The 22,463-nt window shown below is 73.1% G+C and carries 24 protein-coding genes and 1 pseudogene; 14 read left to right on the forward strand and 11 right to left on the reverse strand.

The window, feature by feature from the left end:
• Window positions 1-86: 86 nt before the first annotated feature.
• Window positions 87-492: pseudogene (locus ACFYZ3_RS08505) on the forward strand (ATP-binding protein).
• A gap of 111 nt (window positions 493-603) precedes the next feature.
• On the opposite strand, the gene ACFYZ3_RS08510 reads toward ACFYZ3_RS08505, so the two are convergent.
• From ACFYZ3_RS08510 to ACFYZ3_RS08535, 6 genes are all read right to left on the reverse strand, one after another.
• Window positions 604-927 (reverse strand): hypothetical protein, encoded by a 324-nt coding sequence (locus ACFYZ3_RS08510; protein WP_388514792.1) that lies wholly within the window; start codon window positions 925-927, stop codon window positions 604-606.
• Window positions 924-1,271, reverse strand: coding sequence for a hypothetical protein (locus tag ACFYZ3_RS08515; protein WP_037760336.1), 348 nt, complete (start codon window positions 1,269-1,271; stop codon window positions 924-926). The genes ACFYZ3_RS08510 and ACFYZ3_RS08515 overlap by 4 nt, the downstream gene beginning before the upstream one ends.
• A 30-nt stretch (window positions 1,272-1,301) precedes the next feature.
• Window positions 1,302-1,637: a hypothetical protein gene (locus tag ACFYZ3_RS08520; RefSeq protein WP_388514793.1), complete on the reverse strand. Its 336-nt coding sequence runs from the start codon at window positions 1,635-1,637 to the stop codon at window positions 1,302-1,304.
• Between the two features lie 572 nt (window positions 1,638-2,209).
• Complete coding sequence (locus tag ACFYZ3_RS08525; RefSeq protein WP_388514795.1) at window positions 2,210-2,650, reverse strand: pyridoxamine 5'-phosphate oxidase family protein; 441 nt, start codon at window positions 2,648-2,650, stop codon at window positions 2,210-2,212.
• 106 nt (window positions 2,651-2,756) lie between these two features.
• Window positions 2,757-4,250 (reverse strand): MFS transporter, encoded by a 1,494-nt coding sequence (locus tag ACFYZ3_RS08530; RefSeq protein ID WP_388514797.1) that lies wholly within the window; start codon window positions 4,248-4,250, stop codon window positions 2,757-2,759.
• A 143-nt stretch (window positions 4,251-4,393) separates the two neighbouring features.
• The gene (locus ACFYZ3_RS08535) at window positions 4,394-4,879 is read right to left on the reverse strand and encodes a MarR family winged helix-turn-helix transcriptional regulator (RefSeq protein ID WP_388514798.1); all 486 of its coding nucleotides are present in this window, start codon (window positions 4,877-4,879) and stop codon (window positions 4,394-4,396) included.
• A gap of 344 nt (window positions 4,880-5,223) precedes the next feature.
• Between ACFYZ3_RS08535 and mshB the strand changes: the two genes are divergently transcribed.
• From mshB to ACFYZ3_RS08570, 7 genes are all read left to right on the forward strand, one after another.
• On the forward strand, window positions 5,224-6,114 hold the full coding sequence (gene mshB, locus ACFYZ3_RS08540) for an N-acetyl-1-D-myo-inositol-2-amino-2-deoxy-alpha-D-glucopyranoside deacetylase (protein WP_388514799.1): 891 nt from the start codon (window positions 5,224-5,226) through the stop codon (window positions 6,112-6,114).
• Window positions 6,111-6,533, forward strand: coding sequence for a DUF6113 family protein (locus ACFYZ3_RS08545; protein WP_388514800.1), 423 nt, complete (start codon window positions 6,111-6,113; stop codon window positions 6,531-6,533). The genes mshB and ACFYZ3_RS08545 overlap by 4 nt, the downstream gene beginning before the upstream one ends.
• A 155-nt stretch (window positions 6,534-6,688) precedes the next feature.
• Window positions 6,689-9,013 carry a hypothetical protein gene (locus ACFYZ3_RS08550; RefSeq protein WP_388514801.1) on the forward strand — a complete coding sequence of 775 codons (2,325 nt, stop codon included), beginning with the start codon at window positions 6,689-6,691 and terminating at the stop codon, window positions 9,011-9,013.
• A 146-nt stretch (window positions 9,014-9,159) separates the two neighbouring features.
• Window positions 9,160-10,128 (forward strand): ABC transporter ATP-binding protein, encoded by a 969-nt coding sequence (locus tag ACFYZ3_RS08555; protein WP_388514802.1) that lies wholly within the window; start codon window positions 9,160-9,162, stop codon window positions 10,126-10,128.
• On the forward strand, window positions 10,125-10,865 hold the full coding sequence (locus ACFYZ3_RS08560) for an ABC transporter permease (RefSeq protein WP_388514803.1): 741 nt from the start codon (window positions 10,125-10,127) through the stop codon (window positions 10,863-10,865). Before ACFYZ3_RS08555 ends, ACFYZ3_RS08560 begins: the two co-directional genes overlap by 4 nt.
• A complete protein-coding gene (locus tag ACFYZ3_RS08565) occupies window positions 10,862-12,028 on the forward strand; it encodes a sensor histidine kinase (RefSeq protein ID WP_388514804.1) in 1,167 nt (388 codons plus the stop codon). Before ACFYZ3_RS08560 ends, ACFYZ3_RS08565 begins: the two co-directional genes overlap by 4 nt.
• Window positions 12,025-12,639 (forward strand): response regulator transcription factor, encoded by a 615-nt coding sequence (locus ACFYZ3_RS08570; protein WP_388514805.1) that lies wholly within the window; start codon window positions 12,025-12,027, stop codon window positions 12,637-12,639. Before ACFYZ3_RS08565 ends, ACFYZ3_RS08570 begins: the two co-directional genes overlap by 4 nt.
• A gap of 133 nt (window positions 12,640-12,772) precedes the next feature.
• Here the strand turns inward: ACFYZ3_RS08570 and ACFYZ3_RS08575 are convergent, their stop codons facing one another.
• Complete coding sequence (locus tag ACFYZ3_RS08575) at window positions 12,773-13,669, reverse strand: transglutaminase-like domain-containing protein (protein WP_388514807.1); 897 nt, start codon at window positions 13,667-13,669, stop codon at window positions 12,773-12,775.
• Between the two features lie 41 nt (window positions 13,670-13,710).
• Window positions 13,711-14,727: a GNAT family N-acetyltransferase gene (locus tag ACFYZ3_RS08580; protein ID WP_388514808.1), complete on the reverse strand. Its 1,017-nt coding sequence runs from the start codon at window positions 14,725-14,727 to the stop codon at window positions 13,711-13,713.
• 140 nt (window positions 14,728-14,867) lie between these two features.
• On the opposite strand from ACFYZ3_RS08580, the gene fdxA reads away from it, so the two are divergent.
• Window positions 14,868-15,188 (forward strand): ferredoxin, encoded by a 321-nt coding sequence (gene fdxA / locus ACFYZ3_RS08585; protein ID WP_003973842.1) that lies wholly within the window; start codon window positions 14,868-14,870, stop codon window positions 15,186-15,188.
• A 116-nt stretch (window positions 15,189-15,304) separates the two neighbouring features.
• A complete protein-coding gene (locus ACFYZ3_RS08590; RefSeq protein ID WP_388514810.1) occupies window positions 15,305-16,444 on the forward strand; it encodes a bifunctional succinyldiaminopimelate transaminase/glutamate-prephenate aminotransferase in 1,140 nt (379 codons plus the stop codon).
• A gap of 161 nt (window positions 16,445-16,605) precedes the next feature.
• On the opposite strand, the gene ACFYZ3_RS08595 is transcribed toward ACFYZ3_RS08590, so the two are convergent.
• Together ACFYZ3_RS08595 and ACFYZ3_RS08600 are read right to left on the reverse strand one after the other, a co-directional pair.
• The gene (locus ACFYZ3_RS08595) at window positions 16,606-17,037 is read right to left on the reverse strand and encodes an ATP-binding protein (RefSeq protein WP_388514811.1); all 432 of its coding nucleotides are present in this window, start codon (window positions 17,035-17,037) and stop codon (window positions 16,606-16,608) included.
• A gap of 349 nt (window positions 17,038-17,386) precedes the next feature.
• A complete protein-coding gene (locus ACFYZ3_RS08600; RefSeq protein ID WP_388514870.1) occupies window positions 17,387-18,292 on the reverse strand; it encodes a heavy metal transporter in 906 nt (301 codons plus the stop codon).
• A 146-nt stretch (window positions 18,293-18,438) separates the two neighbouring features.
• Between ACFYZ3_RS08600 and dapE the strand changes: the two genes are divergently transcribed.
• Both dapE and ACFYZ3_RS08610 read left to right on the forward strand, forming a co-directional pair.
• Window positions 18,439-19,518 (forward strand): succinyl-diaminopimelate desuccinylase, encoded by a 1,080-nt coding sequence (dapE, locus tag ACFYZ3_RS08605; RefSeq protein WP_361003957.1) that lies wholly within the window; start codon window positions 18,439-18,441, stop codon window positions 19,516-19,518.
• Window positions 19,519-19,636: 118 nt separating this feature from the next.
• A complete protein-coding gene (locus ACFYZ3_RS08610) occupies window positions 19,637-20,395 on the forward strand; it encodes a TIGR00730 family Rossman fold protein (protein ID WP_109033283.1) in 759 nt (252 codons plus the stop codon).
• A gap of 53 nt (window positions 20,396-20,448) precedes the next feature.
• Here the strand turns inward: ACFYZ3_RS08610 and folP are convergent, their stop codons facing one another.
• Window positions 20,449-21,309: a dihydropteroate synthase gene (folP, locus tag ACFYZ3_RS08615; protein WP_388514812.1), complete on the reverse strand. Its 861-nt coding sequence runs from the start codon at window positions 21,307-21,309 to the stop codon at window positions 20,449-20,451.
• 168 nt (window positions 21,310-21,477) lie between these two features.
• Here folP and ACFYZ3_RS08620 point away from each other — a divergent pair, with 168 nt between their 5' ends.
• Together ACFYZ3_RS08620 and ACFYZ3_RS08625 are read left to right on the forward strand one after the other, a co-directional pair.
• Window positions 21,478-21,837 (forward strand): DivIVA domain-containing protein, encoded by a 360-nt coding sequence (locus ACFYZ3_RS08620; RefSeq protein WP_003973835.1) that lies wholly within the window; start codon window positions 21,478-21,480, stop codon window positions 21,835-21,837.
• Window positions 21,834-22,418 (forward strand): DNA-3-methyladenine glycosylase I, encoded by a 585-nt coding sequence (locus ACFYZ3_RS08625; RefSeq protein WP_388514813.1) that lies wholly within the window; start codon window positions 21,834-21,836, stop codon window positions 22,416-22,418. The genes ACFYZ3_RS08620 and ACFYZ3_RS08625 overlap by 4 nt, the downstream gene beginning before the upstream one ends.
• The last annotated feature ends 45 nt before the right edge of the window (window positions 22,419-22,463 follow it).

Raw genomic sequence — 22,463 nt, forward strand, 5'->3', positions numbered from 1 at the left:
CGTTCGGTGACGTGAATCAGCGAACTCAGGGAACTGCCGAGCACAGGTCACGACCCGAACCACCAGGTCCCGTCCGGAGCTTCAGCGTGCTGCTGTCGTCCACCCCGCGCGGTGCCCGTCTCGCCCGCCTGCTCGCCGTGGACACGCTCCGGAGTTGGGGGCTGCCCCACGAGCGGGCGAGTCATGTCGTCGCGGAACTGGCCGCCAACGCGGCGATTCACGGCCGGCTTCCGGGCCGCAGCTTCCGGCTCACGCTCTACGTGATCGGTGCGACGGTCCACGTCGAGGTCACGGACACACGCGGTGAGCGCATGCGCACCGCAGGATCCGGACGAGGACGCGGAGTCGGGCAGGGGCCTGCTGCTCGTCGAGGCCCTGGCGGACCGCTGGGGCGTGGCCGAGGAACGGTTCCCGCGCAAAACCGTCTGGGCCGAGCTGGGCTTTTCGCCACCAGAACCCGAATCCTCGCGCTCCGGTGGCGACGGTGACTGACGACCAAGGAATTCCGGGGAAGCGCTCCAACCGAACTCGGCCCTCCCGCCCGCCGCGGGGGTCTGTCCAGCAACGGATGGCGTGCGCTTCACCGCTTGCCGCCCGTTGACGTCACCGCCAGAAGCACTCGTCGATGATGATCTGCGGGTCCGTGGCGCGCGGTGTGAAGTGGTAGCGCAGCCAGCCGCGGCCGTGGCCGAAGTAGAGGACGTGTTCACCGCCGGGACGGGTCGACTGGACGGGCTCTACGCTCATGCCCGGTGGCAGGTCCCGGTCCGTGTCGATGCCCCGGAAGTACGGGTCGTGCGCGGTGACGAGTTCGGCGCGGGCGGCGTCCACCAGATCACGGCCCTCGTCGGGCAGGGCGTTGCGGTTGGTTTCGGCTTCCTGGGTCCAGTCGGCCTGCCAGGGCGGGCCCATGAAGTCGTTGGTCACTGGCCGGGCTCCGCCTTGGCGGCGGCGCGGCGGATACGGCCGGCTTCCTCGATCATCGCCTTCGCGCGGGTGTAGTCGGGTTCCTGTGCCGCATCGTCCTCCAGGCGGTGGACATGCGCCTCCAGCGCGGAATCGCGGCAGAGGGCGTACTCGCCCCACCAGCGGGCCATGAAGGCGGGAACCGGGGCCAGGTCGTAGGCGTCGGCGATGTCGCGGCGCCAGTGCCGGTCGAAGTCGACGAGGAGCTGCGGCGCGTGCTGCGCGATGGCGGCCCGTAGGGCCTTCGGGGTTCTCTCGGGCATCGGGGGGACGGACGATCCGCTGTTCAGGGATGCAGTGGTCATGAGGAGCGATCTCTTCCTTCGGCTCGCCGGTCAGGCGGCGGTGCGGAGCACGGACCGCTCGGCTGCTTCCGGCGTGGTCGGCTGTGACGGTCGTCCGGCCCGGGTCCGGCGAGCGGCGGTCGCGGCGCGGATCTTGGCCACACGGTCACGCTTGACGCCGAGGAGCCGCGCGACGTGCTCGATGCGGCCGTACGGAATCGGATGGTCGGGGGTGCTGGAGGTGGCCGCGCATACGAGTTCGGCGAGCCTTTCCCGCTGCCGGCGCACGTCCCGCTCGAGCTGTCGGACCACCTCCTGCTGTTGGGCGACGGCCGTCAGCGCCGACGTCTGGAGATCGCGTGTGTATCGCAGGTCCTCGGCACTCATGCGTCCGAGGATTGCACAGGAGTAGCACGCCCCAAAGTCAATCCCGGGAGGATGCACTCTCACACGCCTGTCGCTGTGCCCTCGCATGCCACGGAGCAGGAAACGACGGCCAGGACGTGGCAGGCACGGAGGCCGTCGACTCCGAGGTGGTGGTACACCCCGATGCGGAACTGCGACGGCTGCGACCGCGGAATCCGCGCGCCCGTCTCGGCCGCTGCCGCGACTGCCGAACCGATCACCTGGAGGACGCTTGGCTTGAACTCGACGATCCTTGCCCGAGCCCGTGGGCATCGACGACGAGGAGCGAGCGCCATGAGCACCGCATCGGACGACACGCAGCAGGGCGCCTCCCACCTCTACCGGGCCATGCGCAACCTTGTTCAGTCCTCAGCACTTCTTCCAGGGAGCGCTCGAGCGCATCGCCCTGGCCATCGCTCACCTGCGCGACGACAAAGGATGACGTCGGCACACGTGCGGCGGTCGTCCGGTCGTCCCGGTGACCGGCTGACCGCTGGAGGTCAGCCGGACGACGCCGACGGCTGCGGGCGGGGACCTGGCCGTCCGACTCCCGTTCAGTCCTGGGCCGGGAAGTCCAGGGCGGTCCCGTACATCCGGGAGACCCGGATCAGGATCACCACACGCCGGTCCGGCGGCGACTGCTCGCCGGGGGCCGCCCCGTCGGCCGGGTCCACTATCTCCGCCTCGCCCTCCGCCACGGCGAACGACCAGACGTCCGGGCCGCTGACGTGCAGTGATGTGTGCGGGTCGCGGCGCAGTTGGCGGACCTTGAGGCGGTCTGCGGTGGAGGAGACGCGCAGGACGCGTTCCTCGGCGTTCCAGTCGTAGACGACGGTCGACAGGTGGGGGTGACCGGTGCTCCTGACGCTCGCGAGTACGCCGAACTGCTGGCGCTGCAACAGCTGGGAGAGCTCCTGGTCCGTGAGCACCCGGGGGGCGGGGCCGTCGTTCTCGGTGGTGCCGGTGGGCGTCTCGGTGACGGTCTTCTCGCTCATGGGTCAGCCTTTCGGCGGTCGGCTCGGGTCGGGTCGGGTCGGGTCGCGGGTCGGGTCGGGCTGGGGGGCTCGGGACGCGTCGGGGCCGGTCGGGGCGGGAGACGGGTCAGACGGCCGTGGTCCGGGCGGGAACCGGCGTGTCGTCGGCCGGCGCCTGGGCGGCTCGCCGCTCGGGGCGGCGCAGCATCGCCGAGGCGACGACGAAGGCGGTGACCAGAAGCCCCGCGCCCGTCGCGAAGGCGAGCCGGTAGCCGCCGGTCAGCGCCTCGGCCGCCGTCCGGCCGTCCGCCGCGAGACTCTCGGTGCGGGAGGCGGCCAGGGTGGACAGGACGGCGACGCCCAGGGCCATGCCGATCTGCTGGGTGGTGTTGAACAGGCCGGAGGCGAGGCCGGCGTCCTCCTCGCTCGCGCCGGACATGCCGAGCGTGGTCAGCGCGGGCAGCGCGAGGCCGAAGCCCGCGGCGAGCAGCATGACCGGCAGCAGGTCGGCGGCGTAACCGGCCCGGACGGGGACGCGGGCGAGGAGGGCGAGGACGCCGATGAGGAGCACGATGCCCGCCAGCAGGACGTTGCGCTCACCGAAGCGGGCGTTGAGGCGGGCCGAGACTCCCAGGGAGGCCGCACCGATGACGGCGGCTGCCGGGAGCATCGCGAGGCCGGTCTCGGCGGCACCGTACCCGAGCACCTTCTGGAGGTAGAGGGCGACGAGCACCTGGAAGGAGAAGAGCGCGGCGACCATCAGGACCTGGACCAGGTTGGCGCCGGAGACGCTGCGCGAGCGGAAGATCCTCAGCGGCATCAGAGGGTTCCTCGCGGTGGCCTGACGGACGAGGAACGCGGCGAGCAGTACGGCGGCGAGAGCGCCGAGGCCGAGGGTGCGCACCGAAGTCCAACCGGACTCCTCGACCTTGACGACGGTGTAGATGCCGAGCATCAGACCGGAGGTGACCAGCACCGCGCCCAGGACGTCCGCACCCGCCCCGACGCCGAGTCCGCGGTCACCGGGCAGGACGCGTAGGGCGACCGCGAGGACGGCGACGCCGATCGGCAGGTTGATGAAGAAGATCCAGTGCCAGTTGAGCGCGTCGGTGAGTACCCCGCCGAGGACCTGGCCGATCGACGCACCCGCCGCGCCGGTGAAGCTGAAGACGGCGATGGCCTTGGCGCGCTCCCGGGGTTCGGTGAACAGCGTCACGAGGATGCCCAGGCTGACGGCGGAGGCCATCGCGCTGCCGATGCCCTGGAGGAAGCGGGCGGCGATCAGCAGGGCGGGCGAGGTGGCCGCGCCGGCCAGCAGCGAGGCGGCGGTGAAGACGACGGTGCCGGCCAGGAACATGCGCCTGCGGCCGAGCAGGTCACCGAGCCGGCCGGCCAGCAGGAGCAGGCTGCCGAACGCGACGAGGTAGGCGTTGACGACCCAGCTGAGGCCGGCGGGGGTGAAGCCCAGGTCGTTCTGGATGGCCGGCATCGCCACGGTCACGATGGAGCCGTCGAGGATGATCATCAGCGTCCCGGTGGCGACGACTCCGAGAGCGAGCCGGCGTGAGCGCGCAGTGGTGGGAGGAGCGGGCGGCGGCGCGGAGTCGGATGCGGCAAGCATGCGGTCTCTCCTGTCAGTTGGGACGACAGGAGAGACCGTAACAGATGATTTCGTTGCAGACTATTTCTTTCGGTCTTGCTTTCGGTCCTGCTTTCCGTGGCCTGCTCCCTGTGGCCCGCCCTGCTGCGGCCCTGCTTCCGGGGCTACTTGGGCTGACGCGCCCGGCGGGCGGAGCGCGGAGCCTCCACCGGAGTCGCCAGGCCGTCGCCGACCAGGTGGTTGAGTGTGCGCAGGAGGGCCTGCCTGTCCGTCTCCGGAAGTGCGGCCAGGGCCTCGCGATGCACGCGGTCGACGATCTTCTGGCTCCGCCCGGCGACGCGGGCGCCCTCGTCGGTGACGGCGACGACCCGGGCCCGGCGGTCCGTACTGGAGGGGCGGCGCTCGGCCAGGCCTGCCTTCTCCAGGGCGTCCACCGTCACCACCATCGTGGTCTTGTCCATGTCGCCGATCTCGGCGAGCTGGATCTGGGTGCGCTCCTCCTCCAAGGCGTGCACGAGAACACAGTGCATGCGGGCGGTCAGGCCGATCTCGGCGAGAGCGGCGGACATCTTGCTCCGCAGGACGTGACTGGTGTGGTCGAGGAGGAACGACAGGTCCGGTTCGGTGCGCGCGGGCGTCATGGCGGTCATGTCCGTCAGCGTAGAGCAGCTCGATCCGAGGCGGATTATCCAGAAGAGACCTAGCTCGGCGGGGCCGAAGTCACGGGAGGACTCGGGCCGGGACGAGGGACGGAGCGGCGGCGTGGGCGGGCGAGCCCGTGGCCGCGTTGCGCGCTGACGGGCGTGGCCGCCTGGCTGACCTCGTCGGCCGAGGCGATCCGGACAGGGTGGCCGGCCGCCGCGCGGCCGGGTCCGACGGCGGCCCGGAGCGGGAGGCGTGGTCGCTTCGTCCGGAAGTGTTCACGTCTCCGCAACCGGCCCCTTGCGGAGGGGAGGCGGTCCGTGCCGTCCCCGGTACTCATAGGGTGGACCCCATGAAGGAACTCCCCGCCCGGCGTCTGCTGCTGGTGCACGCGCACCCGGACGACGAGTCGATCAACAACGGCGTCACCATGGCCCGCTACGCGGCCGAGGGCGCCCACGTGACGCTGGTGACCTGCACCCTCGGCGAGCGGGGCGAGGTCATCCCGCCCGGCCTCGCCCATCTGTCCGGAGCCGCTCTCGGCGGGCACCGCAGGGGCGAGCTGGCGGACGCGATGCGCGCACTCGGCGTCGAGGACTTCCGGCTGCTCGGTGGCCCGGGGCGGTTCGCCGACTCCGGGATGATGGGGCTGGCCGACAACGACGACCCGGGCTGCCTGTGGCAGGCCGACGTCGACCGGGCCGCCGGGATGCTCGTCGACGTGATCCGCGAGGTGCGCCCCCAGGTGCTCGTCACCTACGACCCGAACGGCGGCTACGGCCACCCCGACCACATCCAGGCCCACCGCATCGCCATGCGGGCGGTGGAGCTGGCGGCCGAGGCCGGGTGCCCCGTCGCCAAGGTCTACTGGAACCGCGTGCCGCGCTCCCGGGTGGAGGACGCCTTCGCCCGGCTCCGGGACGAGCTGCCCGGTCTGCCGTTCGAGAAGGCGGCCGGCGTCGAGGACGTGCCGGGTGTCGTCGACGACGAGCGGATCACCACCGAGATCCGCGGCGAGGGCACCGCGTACGCCGCCGCCAAGGCCGCCGCGATGCGTGCCCACGCCACGCAGATCACGGTCGCCGAACCGTATTTCGTCCTCTCCAACGACCTGGCCCAGCCGATCCTCACCACCGAGTACTACGAGCTGGTGCGCGGCGAGCGGGGCGGCGACGACGGACGCGAGAGCGACCTGTTCGCGGGCATCGCCCCGACCTCCGGCACCGGGGAGGCGACCTCGTGAACAGCCGCAACGAACCGCCGAGCAGCGCACTCGCCCAGCCGCTGCGCCCGCCCTCGCTCGGACGGGCCGCCCTGTACGCCGGACTCTTCGTGCTCGGCGCCGTCCTCGGGGTGGCGGGCGCGCTGCTCCAGCCGGCCTGGTTCCCGGGCGGGCTGCTGCTCGCGCTGGCCGCCGAGGCGGGGCTGTGCCTCGGGGCGGGCCGTGCCGTCGGGCGCCGGGGAGGGGCGGTCGCGCCCGCCCTCGGCTGGGCGCTCGCCGTGGTGCTGCTCACCACCAGCCGTCCGGAGGGCGACTTCCTCTTCGCCGCCGGTGCCGGCTCCTATGTCTTTCTGCTCGGCGGGATCGCCGTTGCTGTGATCTGCGCCACCCTCGCGCCGGTGCGGCAACCGGACGGCGGCCCCGCCCGACTTCGCAAGTGACGTACCGCTTCGCCGTGCCGTGGGCGTGCGAGTCCCGTGTGGGTTTCCACGGCGGTCACGGGATACGCGCGAGAAGTGGCCAGTATGGTGGTGCGCGCCGCCGAGCCGCCCGCTGATGGCGTGACGGGCGGCGGAGCCAACCGGGAGAACCTGCCTTGAGTCGTGAAAATGACAGTTCGTCCTCCGGGCCCCACGGGCGCGGCGGAGCCGCATACCCGTCGGGCACCCCGCCCTACGGGACACCCACGGCTTCCGACGCCGGTGCGGACGCGGGCCGTTCGGCCACGCGACCGGAGGAGCGCAAGACCGAGACGACGCTGACGACCCGGATCCGGATCAACATCCCCGGGTCGCGGCCCATTCCGCCGGTCGTCGTGCGCAAGCCCGTCGCGGACGGCGAGGACGCCGCCGACGGCACGGAGACGACGGGCGAGCGGCCCGCGCCGGCGCCGAGCGCCGCCGCGCCCGGGGCCGCCGCTCCCGAGGCTCCCGCCGAGCCCGCCCGGCCCGCCCAGCCCGCCGAGGAGAAGCCGACGAGCGACTGGTTCGCGCCACGCAAGTCGGGCCCGGGCAAAGGCACTCAGGGCGGCGGCTCCACCAACGGTGCCGGTCTGCCCGCAGGTTCCGCGCCCGACGCCGGAACCCCGGGTGCGGCGGGGGCGCGTGGCGCGGGTCCCGCGGGCCCGGCGGGTGCTTCGGGTGCCGGTGCGCGTCCGGGCGGCGGGAGTGGCCGTCCCGGTGGCGTCGTCGGCTCCATGAACGCACCCGGCGGCACCCGGTCCGGCTCCGCGGGCGGCGCCGCCCGCTCCGGTGCGACCGGCGGGCCCGTGGCGCCCGGCCACGGTGGCGGCACCGGCTCCTTCGACGTGACCGAGGCGCTGGCGGCCGGTCCGCTGGGCGGCAACGGCAACGGCCCCCGGCCGGGCGCCGACGCCGGTGGCGAGCCGCGCCGTGACGACCTGCCGTACTTCGCGGGCGAGGGCCGGACCGACCGGGCCCCCGGCGGGCAGCAGAACGGCCTGAACGGGCAGTCCCCGTACGGCAACGGGCCCCAGGGCCCCGCGGGACCGACGAGCGGCCCGGCCACCGGCGACAGCCGGCTGACGCCGCCCCCGGCCGGCGACCTCGGCGACCTCGGCATGTCCGGCGGCCCCGCGGCGCCCGGTACGCAGCGCGAACCCGCACCGAACGGCCTGCGCGGCCCGGGGAGCCTCGCCGGCCCGGGCGGCCCCGGTGGCCCCGGCAGGCCGGCCGGCTCCGGTCCCGGCGCGGGTCCGGACGCCGCCCGCCTCGGCCCCGGCGGCGGGCTCAGCGACGACACCGCGATCCTCACCCCGCAGCGGCCGGCCCCGCCGGGCGCGGGCAACCCGGACAACGTCTCCGGCAACACCGTCACCAGCGGCATCCCCGTCGTACCGGGCGAGCGCACCGCGCCGTTCCCGGCCGGGTCCGGCGACGGGCCGCTGCCGCACACGCCGCCCAAGCTGCCCGAGCCGGTCTCCGCCCCGCCGGCGAGCTCCGCCAAGCCCGCCAAGAAGAAGGGGCGCAAGAAGCTCCCGCTGCTCGTCGGCGGCCTGGTCGTCGTCGCCGGTGTCACCTACGGCGCCGGCCTGCTCATGAACCGCTCCGACGTGCCCAAGGGCACCACCGTGCTCGGCGTCGACATCGGCGGCGGCACCCGCGACGACGCCGTCGAGAAGCTGGACAAGGCCCTCGGCGCCCGCGCGGCCAAACCGCTCAAGCTCACGGTGGGCGGCGAGACCGTCTCCCTCAAGCCGGACCAGGCGGGCCTCCAGCTCGACACCCAGGCCACGGCCAGCTCCGCGGCGACCAGCGACTACAACCCGATGTCCGTGATCGGCTCGCTCTTCGGCCAGAAGCGGGTCGTCGAACCGGTCATGCCCGTCGACGAGGAGAAGCTGCACGCCGCCCTGGAGGACGCCGCGGGCGGGGCCGGGTCGGCGACCGAGGGCACGATCAAGTTCGAGTCCGGCAAGGCCGTCCCCGTGTACGGCAAGACCGGCCAGGGCATAGACGTCGCCAAGTCGACCGAGGCCGTGCAGGCCGCGTACCGCGCCCAGGTGGAGTCCGGCACCGCCACCGCGGTGAACGTGCCGACGACCACCAAGCAGCCCACGGTCTCCAAGGCCGAGGTCGACCGGATGCTGAAGGAGTTCGCGGAGCCGGCGATGTCGGACCGCGTGACCGTGCAGACGGACCCGGCCCACTCCATCCCGCTGAGTCCCGAGAAGTCGCTCTGGAAGTTCCTCAGGGTCACGGCCGTCGACGGCAAGCTCGTCGACAAGCCCGACCTGAACGCCCTCAAGGAGCTCTACGGCCAGACGTTCGACGGTGTGCTCATCACCCGCGCCAACGGTGAGAAGACGGCCGTCACCCCCCAGGACGTCTACGGCGCCATGCGCCAGGCCCTGAAGAGCAAGACCGACCGGGTGGCCGTCATCGACACCAATCCCAGCTGACGCAGGCACGGACGAGAGGGGCGCCCGGCACTCGCCGGGCGCCCCTCTCGTCGCACCGGGCGCCGCGCCCCGTATGACATCTGTCATCCGGTACCCGGGACCGCCGACACTGCCGGGCGCCCTCTCTCCGCGGCCACGATGGGGGCATGACGAGGACAACGGCGGTCGCCTTCGACCGGGTGACCAAGGGGTACGGCGACGTCCGGGCCGTCGACGGGCTGACGCTCGCCCTGCACCCCGGCGAGACCGTGGCCCTGCTGGGCCCGAACGGGGCGGGCAAGTCGACCACGCTGGACCTGCTGCTCGGCCTCAGGCGCCCCGACGCCGGCACCGTCCACGTCTTCGGCGGTGAACCGCGCGAGGCCGTCGTCGCCGGGCGGGTGGGTGCCATGCTGCAGAGCGGCGGCCTGATGGACGAGGTCACGGTCGCCGAACTCGTCCGGCTGGCCTGCGCGCTGCACCCCAGGGCCTACCCGGCCGCCGACGTGCTGGCCCGCGCCGGACTCGCGAAGATCGCCGACCGCAGGGTCGACAAGCTCTCCGGCGGCCAGGCCCAGAGGGTTCGCTTCGCACTCGCGACCGCCGGCGACAGTGACCTGATCGTCCTGGACGAGCCCACCACCGGCATGGACGTCACCGCCCGGCAGGCCTTCTGGGCCACCATGCGCGAACAGGCCGACCAGGGCCGCACCGTGCTGTTCGCCACGCACTACCTGGAGGAGGCCGACGCCATCGCCGACCGGGTGCTCGTCCTGCACCGGGGCCGGCTGCTGGCCGACGGCACGGCCGCCGAGATCAAGGCCAGGGCCGGAACCCGCCGGATCTCCTTCGACCTGGACGGCGGCCCGGACGGCGGCCCGGACGGCGGCCCGGACGGCGGCCCGGACGGCGGCCGGAACGGCACGATCGACGAGGCGACCCTGCGCGCGCTGCCCCACCTGACCTCCCTCGACGTGTCCGGCCGGACCGTGCGCATCCAGTCCGCCGACGCCGACGCCACCGTGTCCGCCCTGTACGGCCTCGGCCTGTACCCCCGCAACCTCGAAGTCGCCGGTCTCGGGCTCGAGCAGGCCTTCGTCGCCCTCACCGCCGCCGAGGAGGCCAAGCAGCCGTGAACAGCCTGATCAAGCTCGAACTGACCCGTGCGCTGCGCAACCGCAAATTCCTGTTCTTCTCGGTGATCTACCCCTCGGCCCTGTTCCTGCTGATCGCGGGCAGCGCCGACGCCACCAGCGAGGTCGACGGCACCGGACTGACCCTGCCCACCTTCTTCATGGTCTCCATGGCCTCCTTCGGCGCCCTGACCGCCGTACTCATGGGCAACAGCGAACGCATCGCCAAGGAGCGCGAGAGCGGCTGGGTCCGGCAGCTGCGGCTGACCACCCTCCCGGGCCGCGGCTACGTCCTCGCCAAGACCGCGAGCGCCGCCGTCGTCAGCCTGCCCTCCATCGTCGTCGTCTTCGTCGTCGCCGCGGCCGTGAAGGACGTACGCCTGGATGCCTGGCAGTGGCTCGCGCTCACCGGCGTGATCTGGGCCGGCAGCCTGGTCTTCGCCGCGCTCGGCGTCGCCATCGGGTACCTGGCCACCGGGGACGCGGTCCGCCCGATCACCATGATCGTGTACTTCGGGCTCTCCATGCTCGGCGGCCTGTGGATGCCCACCACCACGTTCCCGCAGTGGCTGCGGGACATCGCCGAGTGGCTTCCCACGCACGCGTACGCTGCCCTCGGGCAGGCGATCGAACAGAGTCACGCCCCGCACGCACAGGACCTCGCCGTCCTCGCCGTCTACTTCGTGCTCTTCACGGGCGGCGCGGCCTGGCTGTACCGGAAGGACACGCTGAAGGCGTGAGCGGCGTCGGCATCGGGCAACGCCCGGAGAACCGCAGGCAGAAGACCGTCAAGGTCATGTGGACGGCCATCTGGCTGGCCTACCTGGGCGCCCCCGTCAGCGACCTGCTGCACGGCGGTCACGCCGTCGGCGTCCAGGTCCTCGGCTGGATCGGCCTCGTCGCCTTCGTGGTCTGGTACATGCTGCTGCTCTTCCGCACCGGCCGCGGCGAGCGGACCCGGCTGGTCCTCGGCTCCCTCGCCGTCCTCGCGGCCCAGTCCACGCTCCTCGCCCTCACCCTGGGCCGCGAGTGGCTGGTCCTCTTCGTCTACGTCGCGATCGCCTCCGGTGCCGCCCTGCCGCTGCGCCTGGCCCGCTGGACCGTCCCGGGCGCCTCGGCGCTGCTGACGGTGATCGCCCTCGCGGTGCCCGGCGGGACCTCCTTCATCGCCGGGCTGCTGCTCCCGGCACTGCTGGGCGGCTTCGCCATGACCGGCGTGCGCGAACTGGTCCGGACCACCATCGCGCTGCGCGAGGCCCGCGCCACCGTCGCCCAGCTCGCCGCCAACGAGGAACGACTGCGCCTCGCCCGAGACCTGCACGACCTGCTCGGCCACTCGCTCTCCCTGATCACCCTGAAGAGCGAGCTGGCGGGCCGCATGCTCCCCGCCCACCCCGACAAGGCCGCCCAGCAGGTCGCCGACATCGAACAGGTCAGCCGCCAGGCCCTCGTCGACGTCCGCGAGGCCGTCACCGGCTACCGCCGGGCCCGCCTGGCCGCCGAACTCGCGGGCGCGAAGGTCGCGTTGACGGCGGCCGGGGTGGACGCCGAACTCCCCGTCGAACCCGGCGCCACCGGTCTGTCCGAGGAGTCCGAGGCGGCCCTCGCCTGGGCGCTGCGCGAGGCCGTCACCAACGTCGTACGGCACAGCGGCGCCCGGCGCTGCGTGGTGGAGCTGCTGGAACGCCAGACACTGGACGGAGCGGTGCTGGAACTGTCGGTGGAGGACAACGGCTCGGGCGGCCCGGCTCCCGCGAACGCCCCGGGCAACGGCCTCACCGGCCTCGCCGAACGTCTGGAGAAGGCGGGCGGCACACTGGAGGCGAGCGGGTCCCGCCGGGGATTCCGGCTGGTCGCCCGCGTCCCGGCGGGCGCGGCCACCGACGTAGGATCCGGGGCATGAGCCGCACGATCAAGGTCCTGCTGGCCGAGGACCAGGCGATGGTCCGCGAGGCACTGGCCGCCCTGCTCGGCCTGGAGGAGGACATCGAGGTCGTCGCCCAGGTGGCCCGCGGCGACGAGGTGCTGGACGCCGTCCGCACCCACGGCGTGGACGTGGCCCTCCTGGACATCGAGATGCCCGGCGCGACCGGCATCGAGGCGGCGGCCCTGGTCCACCGGGAACTGCCGGCCGTGAAGCTGGTCGTCCTCACCACCTTCGGCCGCCCCGGCTACCTGCGCAGCGCCATGGAGTCCGGTGCCGACGCCTTCCTGGTCAAGGATGCCCCGGCCGCCCAACTCGCCGAAGCGGTCCGCAAGGTGCTGGCAGGGGAGCGGGTCATCGACCCGACCCTGGCGGCTGCGGCCCTCGCCGAGGGCGCCAACCCCCTCACCGACCGCGAACGCGAGATCCTCCGCGCCGCCGCCGACGGCTCCACCAACGCCGAACTCGCCACCACCCTCCACCTCTCCCAGGGCACGGTCCGCAACTACCTCTCCACGGCCATCCAGAAACTGGCCGTGAGAAACCGCGCGGAGGCGGTCCAGGTGGCCAGGAACAAGGGCTGGCTGTAGCGGAAGCCACCCCCGCCGCCGCACCCCCCCGCAACTGCGGGCAGTCGTGCCGCTGGGGCGGCACGGGTGGGCGCAGGCGGCACCCCGTCAGCGCGGGCAAGCGACCCCACCCCCGGCCCGCACCCACCGACGCTCAGTTCAACATCGCCCGAGCCGTCCGAGCCTCCCCCCGCACCTCCTCCGCGACCGCCTCGTCCACCGCCCCCACCACCTCCGCATACGCCTCCAACTCCCCGGCCCCCGCCGCGAACTCCCCCCGCTGCACCAGCAACACCGCCCGCTCGTACCGCAACCGCGCCGCATGCGCCGGCAACAGCAGCGCCAGCTCGATCGCCCACAGCCCCACCGCCGACTGCTCCGGCCGCGCCGCCGCCCACGCCCGGATGTTGTTCAGCACCCGTGCCACCACGTCCAACGGCGCCGCAGGCTCCAGCATCGACGCCCGCAGCTCCGCCCCCGTCGCCCCGGCGACCAGCACCTCCGCGTCCGTACCGCTCAGCAGCCGCCCCCCGTCGTACGGATCGACGAGCACCCGCTCCCCCAGCGCCGCGGACCCGGGGCCGGACGCCGCTCCCGACTCCGCCCCGAACCCGACCACGAAGTGCCCCGGCAACGCGACCCCGTACACCGGAGCCCCCGCCCGCCGGGCCACCTCCAGCCACACCACGGACAGCAGGATCGGCAGCCCGCGCCGCCGCCACACCACCTCGTGCAGCAACGACGACTCCAGCCGCTGGTAGTCCGCGGCGACCCCGTGGAACCCGTACCGCTCGCCGAGCAGGTCCCGCAGCGCCACCGCCCAGGCCCGCGGCGTACCCGGCCGGAACGGCAGCTCCCCGGCCAGCCGGTCCAGTTCCACCTGCGCGGCGTCCAGCCCCGCCTCGTCCAGCGCGCCGTCCGCCTCCGCGCCCACCAGCAGGCACAGCGTGGCCAGGTCGGGGCGCTCGGACCGCGCCTCTTGCGCGAACCGCCGCCGCAGTTCGGCCGACCGTTCCGGCGACGGGGGATGGGGAGGACGAGGAGGACGCATGGCAGGCCCGTGCCCTTTCGGAGTGATGGCTCGGCGGCGGTCTACCGGTCGGCCCCGGCGGCCGCGGGCTCCCGGTAGTGGTGGTAGGCGTGGTGCGGCGCGAAACCCATCCCGGCGTACAGCGCCCGGGCCCCGGCGTTGTCGGTCTCCACCTGGAGCCACGCCGCCGACGCCCCCTCGTCCAGCGCCCGCCGGGCCAGCGCGGCCATCACGGCGGTCGCGAGCCCCCGGCGCCGCTGCGCGGGATCGACCTCGACGGCCGCGAAGGAGGCCCAGCGCCCGTCCACGACACACCGTCCGATCGCCGCCACGTCCCCCGCCCCGCCCGCGCCGGGCACCGTGGCGAACCACACCGACGGCCCCGACTCCAGGACCCGCAGCGCCACTTCGCTCACCCCCTTGCGCCGGTACCGGGCCAGCCAGGTCTCGTCCGCCTTCCGGGACAGGACCACACCGGCGCCCTCGGCCAGGTCGGCGACCGGCGCCAATGGCCCGGTCCACACCTCGGCCGTCACCTCCCGGACCCAGCCCCGCCGCTCCAGCTCCGCGCACAGCGACTCCTGCGTGCCGGCGGCGCCGGTGGCGGTCTGGACGTACGCGGGCAGCCCGCGCTCGCCGTACCAGCGGCGTACGGCCGTCAGCGCCTCGTCGAGCGGCAGCCCCGGATCGCCGAGCGGCAGTACGGAGTTGGCCCGCCGGGTGAAGCCCCCGGCCGCCCGCAGTTCCCACTCGCCGAGCCGCTCGCTCTCCACCGGACGCCAGGACCGCGCGGCGACGCGCGCCAGCTCCTCGTAGGAAGCGGCGGGGCCGCGACGGCGGGCGGGGGCGGCCGGCACGACCTTCCCGGCGACCAATGCGGATTCCGCGACACGGACGGACTCGCCACTCTTTCGTGTGATCAGCAGCACACCGTCGGTCCATGATGTGAGAACACCGACCGTGTCGGTGAACTTCTCACCTGCGACACCAGCTTCGCTCAAGCGCCGTACGGAGACTCGTTTGCCCACGTCAGCAGTGGTGATACGGACCTCAAGACGCCCGGCGGCAGAGAATTCCACGGGTCTGTCCACCCCTCCTGTTCGGATCATGCCCAAGAACGGAGATACTAGGGGTGGGCATCGACGACGCCGCGCTCCCGCGCGCCAGGCGGCGGAGCCTACGGAGGCCCGCCAGCGCCCTATCGAGGAGGAACGACAGCGTGACCTACGTCATCGCGCAGCCTTGTGTCGACGTGAAGGACAAGGCGTGCATCGAGGAGTGCCCGGTCGACTGCATCTACGAGGGCCAGCGGTCCTTGTACATCCACCCGGACGAATGCGTCGACTGTGGTGCCTGTGAGCCGGTCTGCCCGGTCGAGGCGATCTTCTACGAAGACGACACTCCCGAGGAGTGGAAGGACTACTACAAGGCGAACGTCGAGTTCTTCGACGAGCTCGGCTCGCCCGGCGGCGCCAGCAAGCTGGGGCTGATCGAGCGCGACCACCCCTTCGTCGCCGCGCTGCCGCCGCAGAACCAGTAAGAGCGGCCCGCACACGCGCCGCCTCGGTCCCGTACGGCCTGATCACCCCGATCGGCGCCGCACGGGACCGAGGCGTTTGCCGTACCGGCGCCGACGAGGAAAGGGAGCCACCCACCGTGTCATCAGTCTCCGACCGCCCACCCGTCGCCCACCACCGCCCTTCCAACGAGTCGCTTCGCGACCGCCTTCCCGACTTCCCCTGGGACAAGCTGGAGCCGTACAAGAAGACGGCCGCGGCCCACCCCGGCGGCATCGTCGACCTCTCGGTCGGCACCCCGGTCGACCCGGTCCCCGAGCTGATCCAGAAGGCGCTGGTCGACGCGGCGGACTCCCCGGGCTACCCGACCGTCTGGGGCACCCCGGCGCTGCGGGACGCCCTCACCGGCTGGGTGGAGCGCCGCCTCGGCGCCCGCGACGTCACCCACCGCCACGTGCTTCCCGTCGTCGGCTCCAAGGAACTCGTCGCCTGGCTCCCGACCCAGCTGGGCCTCGGCTCCGGCGACAAGGTGGCCTTCCCGCGCCTGGCCTACCCGACGTACGAGGTCGGCGCCCGCCTGGCCCGCGCGGAGTACGAGGCGTACGAGGACCCGACCGAGCTGGACCCGGCGGGCCTGAAGCTCCTGTGGCTCAACTCCCCGTCGAACCCGACCGGGAAGGTTCTGTCCAAGGCCGAACTGACCCGGATCGTCGCCTGGGCCCGCGAGCACGGCGTCCTCGTCGTCTCCGACGAGTGCTACCTGGAGCTGGGCTGGGAGGCCGACCCGGTCTCGGTCCTGCACCCGGACGTCAACGGCGGCTCGTACGACGGCCTGGTCGCCGTCCACTCCCTCTCCAAGCGCTCCAACCTCGCGGGCTACCGCGCGGCCTTCCTGGCCGGTGACCCGGCCGTCCTGGGCCCGCTCCTGGAGATCCGCAAGCACGGCGGCATGATGACCTCGGCGCCGACCCAGGCGGCCGTGGTGGCGGCCCTCGGCGACGACGAACACGTCCGCGTCCAGCGCGAGCGCTACGCCGCCCGCCGCACCGTGCTGCGCGAGGCCCTGCTGGGCGCCGGCTTCCGCATCGAGCACAGCGAGGCCAGCCTGTACCTGTGGGCCACCCGCGACGAGTCCTGCTGGGCCACGGTCGCCCACCTGGCCGAACGCGGCATCCTGGTCGCCCCCGGCGACTTCTACGGTCCCGCAGGCGAAAACTTCGTCCGCGTAGCCCTGACAGCAACAGACGAACGCGTCCAGGCAGCGGCCAAGCGCTTGTAGGGGCGGCTGTGGGCAGTCGTTCCGCAGGGCGGAACGGGTGGGCACAGCCCCCAACGCCGGGCACGGCTCAACCCACGCCCACGACACTCACGTAGGCAAGCAAAACGCCGGGCCCTGGGAACCCCAGGACCCGGCGCCGTACAAGCCCGGCGCAGCCGCCGTCAGCCGAGCGGAAGCCCCTGCACCGGCAGCCCGCCCTTACCCAGCGCGTCCGTCGGCAGCCCGCCCTTCGTGGCGGTCGCCGCCGTGTCACCCACGATGTCCCCGGCGGAGCCCGCCGCGTCCCCGGCCGCGTTCTGCGCGGCCGGCGTGGCCTTCTTGACGACCGAACCACCGGTCTTGCCGGCCGTCGGCACGGCCTTCTTGACGGCCTTGCCGCCGGTGTCGCCCGCGGTCTCGGTGACAGTCTCGGCCGCGGAGGCGGCGGTGTTGCCGACGTTCGCCCCGTCCAGGGCGGTCAGTCCCCCGAGGTTCGGGGTGGCCGGCAGTTCGGGAGCCGCGCTGGCGGAGCCGGCCGCACCGACCCCGGCAGCCGCTCCCGCAGCGACGAGCAGCGCGGCACGGGCGATCCGGCGGGTCAGGGGGAGGGACATGATGCTCCTTGGGCGTAAGTCGACAACAACGACGGGAAATCCGACCGGGCCCGGAGGACGACCGGTGAGTGACCGGGAGAGCGATCGACCGGGCTCGGACGCACTGACTACCGCTCGAAGGCGACGAAGGTTGCGGCGACCCAACGTAAAGAGTTGGTAATGCGTCGCATTATCAGGTGCACAGAAAAACGGGCAAAAGGGCGCCGGTCGGAAAGTCTGCTGAATCCTTACGGCCCTTGATTTTCCCGGGTTCTGACGCGTTCGGGGGTGAGGGTGCGAAAACCCGTGCTCCGCGTCGACTTCACGCCGACGCGGGTCACTCGCAGAGATGACGCTTCGTACGGGCGCGCTACCGGGCGGACGTGATCCGCACGGCTCCCGACGCCCGCTCCGCGCCCTTGGCACCCTCGGCGCCCGTCGGGTACCACTTGCTGTCGGTGTTGCCCGCGGTCCACTCCCGGCCCGCGTAGGTGACCCGTTGGATGTGCAGCGAGGAGGCGTTGGCCACCGCCCAGTGCGCCAACTGCCAGCCGCGCCGCCCGTGCTCCCGGGCCGAGCCGGAGCCGGAGCCGCCGGTCACCGGCAGTGTCACGGTCCGCTCGTCGGAACCGGTCGCGGGCCGCGGGGACGCGGCGTCGCCGCCCACCTCCGCGCCGGCCGGTCGCAGCACGTCGTGCCCGAAGTCCCGCACCAGCGCCGCGCGGACCGCGTCCGGCCCCTTCTCCGGTGTCGCACCGGGGCGCCCGTCGCAGGTCAGCGTGGCCGCCGACCGCCCGGTGAGCGCGGCGGCGAGCAACGCGGCATCCGGTTCGTGCTTGGCGTAGGCGTACGGGAAGGCGCTGCGCTGCACCCGCTGGGCGGCGTCGGTCAGCGGAAGGTCGAGGTAGCCGGGCACCTCGACCAGGTGGTCGTAGAACAGGCCGGCCGAGTACGCCGGGTCCATGATCTCCTCGGGCTTGCCCCAGCCCTGCGAGGGCCGCTGCTGGAACAGTCCGAGCGAGTCCTTGTCGCCGTGGTCCAGGTTGCGCAGCGCCGACTCCTGGAGCGCGGTCGCCAGCGCGATCGTCACGGCCCGCTCGGGCAGCTTGCGCGCGGTGCCCACGGCGGTGATCGTGGCCGCGTTCACCGCCTGCTCCGGGGTGAACTCGTAGGTGGTCCGGCCGTCCTTGCCGGAGGCCACCTCGCAGCCCGGAGCGCCCGCGCCTCCGGTGACGTACTGCACGGCCAGATAACCGGCGACCGCGAGCAGGACCATGGAGGCGGCGCCCGAACGGGCGAGGCGGCCACGGCGTTTGCGAGGTGGGGACGGCGGGAGCACGCGTACAAGGTACTGGAGGGTAGGGTCCGGTGTCCGCCGGGTACGCACCTTGCCCGAAAGGGCAGGGCGTTAGGGTCGGGGCCATGGCCGATACCCCGCTTGACCTCACGCTGGACGCCGCGGAGCTTACCGCGCGGCTCGTCGACTTCCCGTCCGAGAGCGGCACCGAGAAGCCGTTGGCGGACGCGATCGAGAGCGCCCTGCGGGCCCTGCCCCACCTGTCGGTCGAGCGGTACGGCAACAACGTCGTCGCCCGTACGGAGCTGGGCCGCGCGGAGCGCGTGATCCTGGCCGGCCACATCGACACGGTGCCGATCGCCGACAACGTCCCCTCCCGCCTCGATGAGGACGGCGTCCTGTGGGGCTGCGGCACCTGCGACATGAAGGCGGGCGTCGCGGTCCAACTGCGCATCGCGGCCACCGTTCCCGCCCCCAACCGCGACCTGACCTTCGTCTTCTACGACAACGAGGAGGTCGCCGCCGAGCTGAACGGCCTGAAGCACGTCGCCGAGGCCCACCCCGAGTGGCTGGAGGGCGACTTCGCGGTGCTCCTCGAACCGTCCGACGGCCAGGTGGAGGGCGGCTGCCAGGGCACCCTGCGGGTACTGCTGAAGACCGCGGGGGAGCGGGCGCACTCGGCGCGTTCCTGGATGGGCTCCAACGCCATCCACGCCGCCGCCCCGATCCTCGCGCGCCTGGCGGCGTACGAGCCCCGCTACCCGGTCATCGACGGCCTGGAGTACCGCGAGGGCCTCAACGCGGTCGGCATCACGGGCGGGGTGGCCGGCAACGTCATCCCCGACGAGTGCGTGGTCACCGTCAACTTCCGCTACGCCCCGGACCGCAGTCCCGAGGAGGCCCTCGCCCACGTGCGCGAGGTCTTCGACGGCTGCGGGGTGACGGACTTCGTGGTCGACGACCACAGCGGCGCGGCCCTGCCCGGCCTGTCCCACCCGGCCGCGGCGGCCTTCATCGAGGCGGTGGGCGGCACCCCGCAGCCGAAGTACGGCTGGACGGACGTGTCCCGTTTCTCGGCGCTCGGCGTCCCGGCGGTCAACTACGGCCCCGGCAACCCGCACTTGGCGCACAAGCGCGACGAGCGGGTCGAGGTGGCGAAGATCCTCGCGGGGGAGGAGCGCCTGCGTTCCTGGCTGACGGCGTGATCCACGGCGGACGCGGCGGGTTTGTACCGCTGCGTGGCGGACATGCTGAGGTCCCTCGTACGTAACCCGCGTAGATCTACGCTGAGGTGGAAGAACCTGCAATTTGGAGGGAGCGCGCATGGCTACCGGCAACCCCGAGGGCAAGAAGCGGCCACCGGAGGAGCAGCGCCTGGGCCCCGTCCTCCGGCGACGGGACCAGGTGCAGGAGAGCACCACGGACCAGCGCCTGCTGGACGAGCGTGCCCCCACGGACTGGGTCCACACCGACCCCTGGCGTGTCCTGCGCATCCAGTCGGAGTTCATCGAGGGCTTCGGCACGCTGGCCGAACTGCCGCCCGCCATCAGCGTCTTCGGCTCCGCCCGCACGCCGACGGACTCACCGGAGTACGACGCGGGCGTGCGGCTGGGCCGCGGCCTGGTGGAGGCGGGCTTCGCCGTCATCACCGGCGGCGGGCCCGGCGCCATGGAGGCGGCCAACAAGGGCGCCCTGGAGGCCAAGGGCACGTCGGTCGGCCTGGGCATCGAGCTGCCCTTCGAACAGGGGCTCAACCCCTACGTGGACATCGGCCTGAACTTCCGCTACTTCTTCGTCCGCAAGATGATGTTCGTGAAGTACGCGCAGGGCTTCGTCGTGCTGCCCGGCGGCCTCGGCACCCTGGACGAGCTCTTCGAGGCCCTCACCCTGGTGCAGACCCAGAAGGTGACCCGCTTCCCCATCGTCCTGTTCGGCTCGGAGTACTGGGGCGGCCTGGTGGACTGGCTCCGCGGCACCCTGGTGGCCCAGGGCAAGGCCGCGGAGAAGGACCTCATGCTCTTCCACGTCACCGACGACGTGGACGAGGCGGTCGCCCTGGTCTCCAAGGAGGCGGGCCGGTAACGCCGCCGGTCACGAGCGGGGGCGAGCCCTGGGCGGACCCCCGCCGGACACCCCTAGGCCAGGCCCCTCCGTGCCACCGTCGGCTCCCGGTGCCCGGCGATCGCCGCCACCATGTCCAGTACCTGCCGCGTCTCCGCCACCTCGTGCACCCGGTAGACCCGGGCCCCCAGCCACGCCGAGACCGCGGTCGTCGCCAGCGTGCCGATCAGCCGTTCCTTCACCGGCCGGTCCAGCGTCTCCCCGACGAAGTCCTTGTTGGACAGGGACACCAGCACCGGCCACCCCGTCTCCGCCATCTCCCCGAGCCGCCGCGTCGCCTCCAGGCTGTGCCGGGTGTTCTTCCCGAAGTCGTGCCCGGGGTCGATCAGCACCGACTCCCGCGGCACCCCGAGCCCCACCGCCCGCTCGGCCAGCCCCAGGGTCACCTGGAGGATGTCCGCCATGACGTCCTCGTACGTCACCCGGTGCGGCCGCGTCCGCGGCTCGGCGCCGCCCGCGTGCGTGCACACGAGCCCCACCCCGTACCGGGCCGCGACCTCCGCGAGTTTCGGGTCGACGCCGCCCCACGCGTCGTTCAGCAGGTCCGCCCCGGCCTCGCACACGGCCTCGCCGACCTCGTGCCGCCAGGTGTCCACGCTGATCACGACGTCCGGGTACCGCCGCCGGACCTCCGCGACGAACCCCACCGTCCGCCGCGCCTCCTCCGCGGCAGACACCTCGTCCCCCGGGCCGGCCTTCACCCCGCCGACGTCGATGATCGCGGCGCCCTCGGCCACCGCCTGCTCCACGCGCGCGAGGGCGGGCTCGTCGCCGAAGGTCGCCCCCCGGTCGTAGAAGGAGTCCGGGGTCCGGTTCACGATCGCCATGATCACCGGCTCGTGCGCCGCGAATTCGCGCCTGCCCAGCCTGAGCATCCCCTGTGACATCTCCTCGTCCACACCGTTCTCTCGTGCCGCTCTCGACCCCGGGCGGGCGGCCCTTCGACCACCGCGGCCCCGGCTGTCAGACTCGCATGGCACGATCGGACCCGACACAACCGACTCCGGCACAACCGACGCCGACCCGACCATGGGGGCCCAGCGATGGTCATGTTCCTGTTCCTCGTCATCGCGCTGGCCGTCGTCGTGGCCGCGGTGACGCTCGCCGTGGTGGGCGGCGGCGAGAGTGGGCCGCTGCCCGACGCCGCACCCGAGCGGGTGAGGGACGCGCTGCCCCCGGACCGTCCGGTGGGCCGCGGGGACGTGGAGCGGCTGCGCTTCCCGCTCGTGGTCCGCGGCTACCGCATGGCCGACGTGGACGACGCCCTCGGCCGCCTCGGCGCCGAGCTGGCCGAGCGCGAGGCCCGGATCGCCGACCTGGAGTCCGCGCTGGCGGGCGCCCGGGCCGCGGCGGCCCACCGCCACGTCGTCATGGACAAGCCGGACCGCGAGGAGCAGCAGTGAGCGCCGGGGAGGCCGTCGCGGGCCCGGACGGCGCGCCGCGCTGTCCCTGGGCGCTGTCCACCGCGGACTACGTCACGTACCACGACGAAGAGTGGGGCCGCCCGGTCCACGGGGACGACGCGCTGTACGAGCGGCTCAGCCTGGAGGCCTTCCAGTCCGGTCTGTCCTGGATCACGATCCTGCGCCGGCGCACCGGCTTCCGCAGCGCCTTCGCCGGCTTCGAGATCGCCAAGGTCGCGGCCTTCACCGACACCGACCGCGAGCGCCTGCTCGCCGACACCGGCATCATCCGCAACCGAGCCAAGATCGACGCGACCCTCGCCAACGCGCGCGTGCTGGCCGAGTGGGCCCCCGGCGACCTGGACGAGCTGATCTGGTCGCACGCCCCGGACCCGGCCGGACGACCGGCCCCGAAGACCCTCACCGACGTCCCGGCGGTGACCCCGGAGTCCACGGCGCTGTCCAAGGCCCTGAAGAAGCGGGGCCTGCGCTTCGTCGGCCCGACGACGGCGTACGCGCTGATGCAGGCGTGCGGACTGGTCGACGACCACCTGGCAGCGTGCGTGGCCCGCAGACGATGAGCCACGGCGGCCTGCCACCGGTGACAGGCCACCGGTGGTCGGTCG

Origin of the sequence: Streptomyces sp. NPDC001599 (genome assembly GCF_042893535.1) — a bacterium.
Taxonomy (GTDB): domain Bacteria; phylum Actinomycetota; class Actinomycetes; order Streptomycetales; family Streptomycetaceae; genus Streptomyces.

Bases quoted from the DNA above. Each gene is read 5' to 3' on its own strand.
- dapE (WP_361003957.1), top strand. From the start codon at position 18,439: ATGGCCGATACCCCGCTTGACCTCACGCTGGACGCCGCGGAGCTTACC.
- ACFYZ3_RS08555 (WP_388514802.1), top strand. From the start codon at position 9,160: ATGACGAGGACAACGGCGGTCGCCTTCGACCGGGTGACCAAGGGGTAC.
- ACFYZ3_RS08520 (WP_388514793.1), bottom strand. From the start codon at position 1,637: ATGAGTGCCGAGGACCTGCGATACACACGCGATCTCCAGACGTCGGCG.
- ACFYZ3_RS08570 (WP_388514805.1), top strand. From the start codon at position 12,025: ATGAGCCGCACGATCAAGGTCCTGCTGGCCGAGGACCAGGCGATGGTC.
- ACFYZ3_RS08595 (WP_388514811.1), bottom strand. From the start codon at position 17,037: ATGTCCCTCCCCCTGACCCGCCGGATCGCCCGTGCCGCGCTGCTCGTC.
- ACFYZ3_RS08600 (WP_388514870.1), bottom strand. From the start codon at position 18,292: ATGGTCCTGCTCGCGGTCGCCGGTTATCTGGCCGTGCAGTACGTCACC.
- ACFYZ3_RS08535 (WP_388514798.1), bottom strand. From the start codon at position 4,879: ATGACCGCCATGACGCCCGCGCGCACCGAACCGGACCTGTCGTTCCTC.
- ACFYZ3_RS08575 (WP_388514807.1), bottom strand. From the start codon at position 13,669: ATGCGTCCTCCTCGTCCTCCCCATCCCCCGTCGCCGGAACGGTCGGCC.
- ACFYZ3_RS08620 (WP_003973835.1), top strand. From the start codon at position 21,478: ATGGTCATGTTCCTGTTCCTCGTCATCGCGCTGGCCGTCGTCGTGGCC.
- ACFYZ3_RS08515 (WP_037760336.1), bottom strand. From the start codon at position 1,271: ATGACCACTGCATCCCTGAACAGCGGATCGTCCGTCCCCCCGATGCCC.
- ACFYZ3_RS08525 (WP_388514795.1), bottom strand. From the start codon at position 2,650: ATGAGCGAGAAGACCGTCACCGAGACGCCCACCGGCACCACCGAGAAC.
- ACFYZ3_RS08530 (WP_388514797.1), bottom strand. From the start codon at position 4,250: ATGCTTGCCGCATCCGACTCCGCGCCGCCGCCCGCTCCTCCCACCACT.
- mshB (WP_388514799.1), top strand. From the start codon at position 5,224: ATGAAGGAACTCCCCGCCCGGCGTCTGCTGCTGGTGCACGCGCACCCG.
- ACFYZ3_RS08610 (WP_109033283.1), top strand. From the start codon at position 19,637: ATGGCTACCGGCAACCCCGAGGGCAAGAAGCGGCCACCGGAGGAGCAG.
- folP (WP_388514812.1), bottom strand. From the start codon at position 21,309: ATGCTCAGGCTGGGCAGGCGCGAATTCGCGGCGCACGAGCCGGTGATC.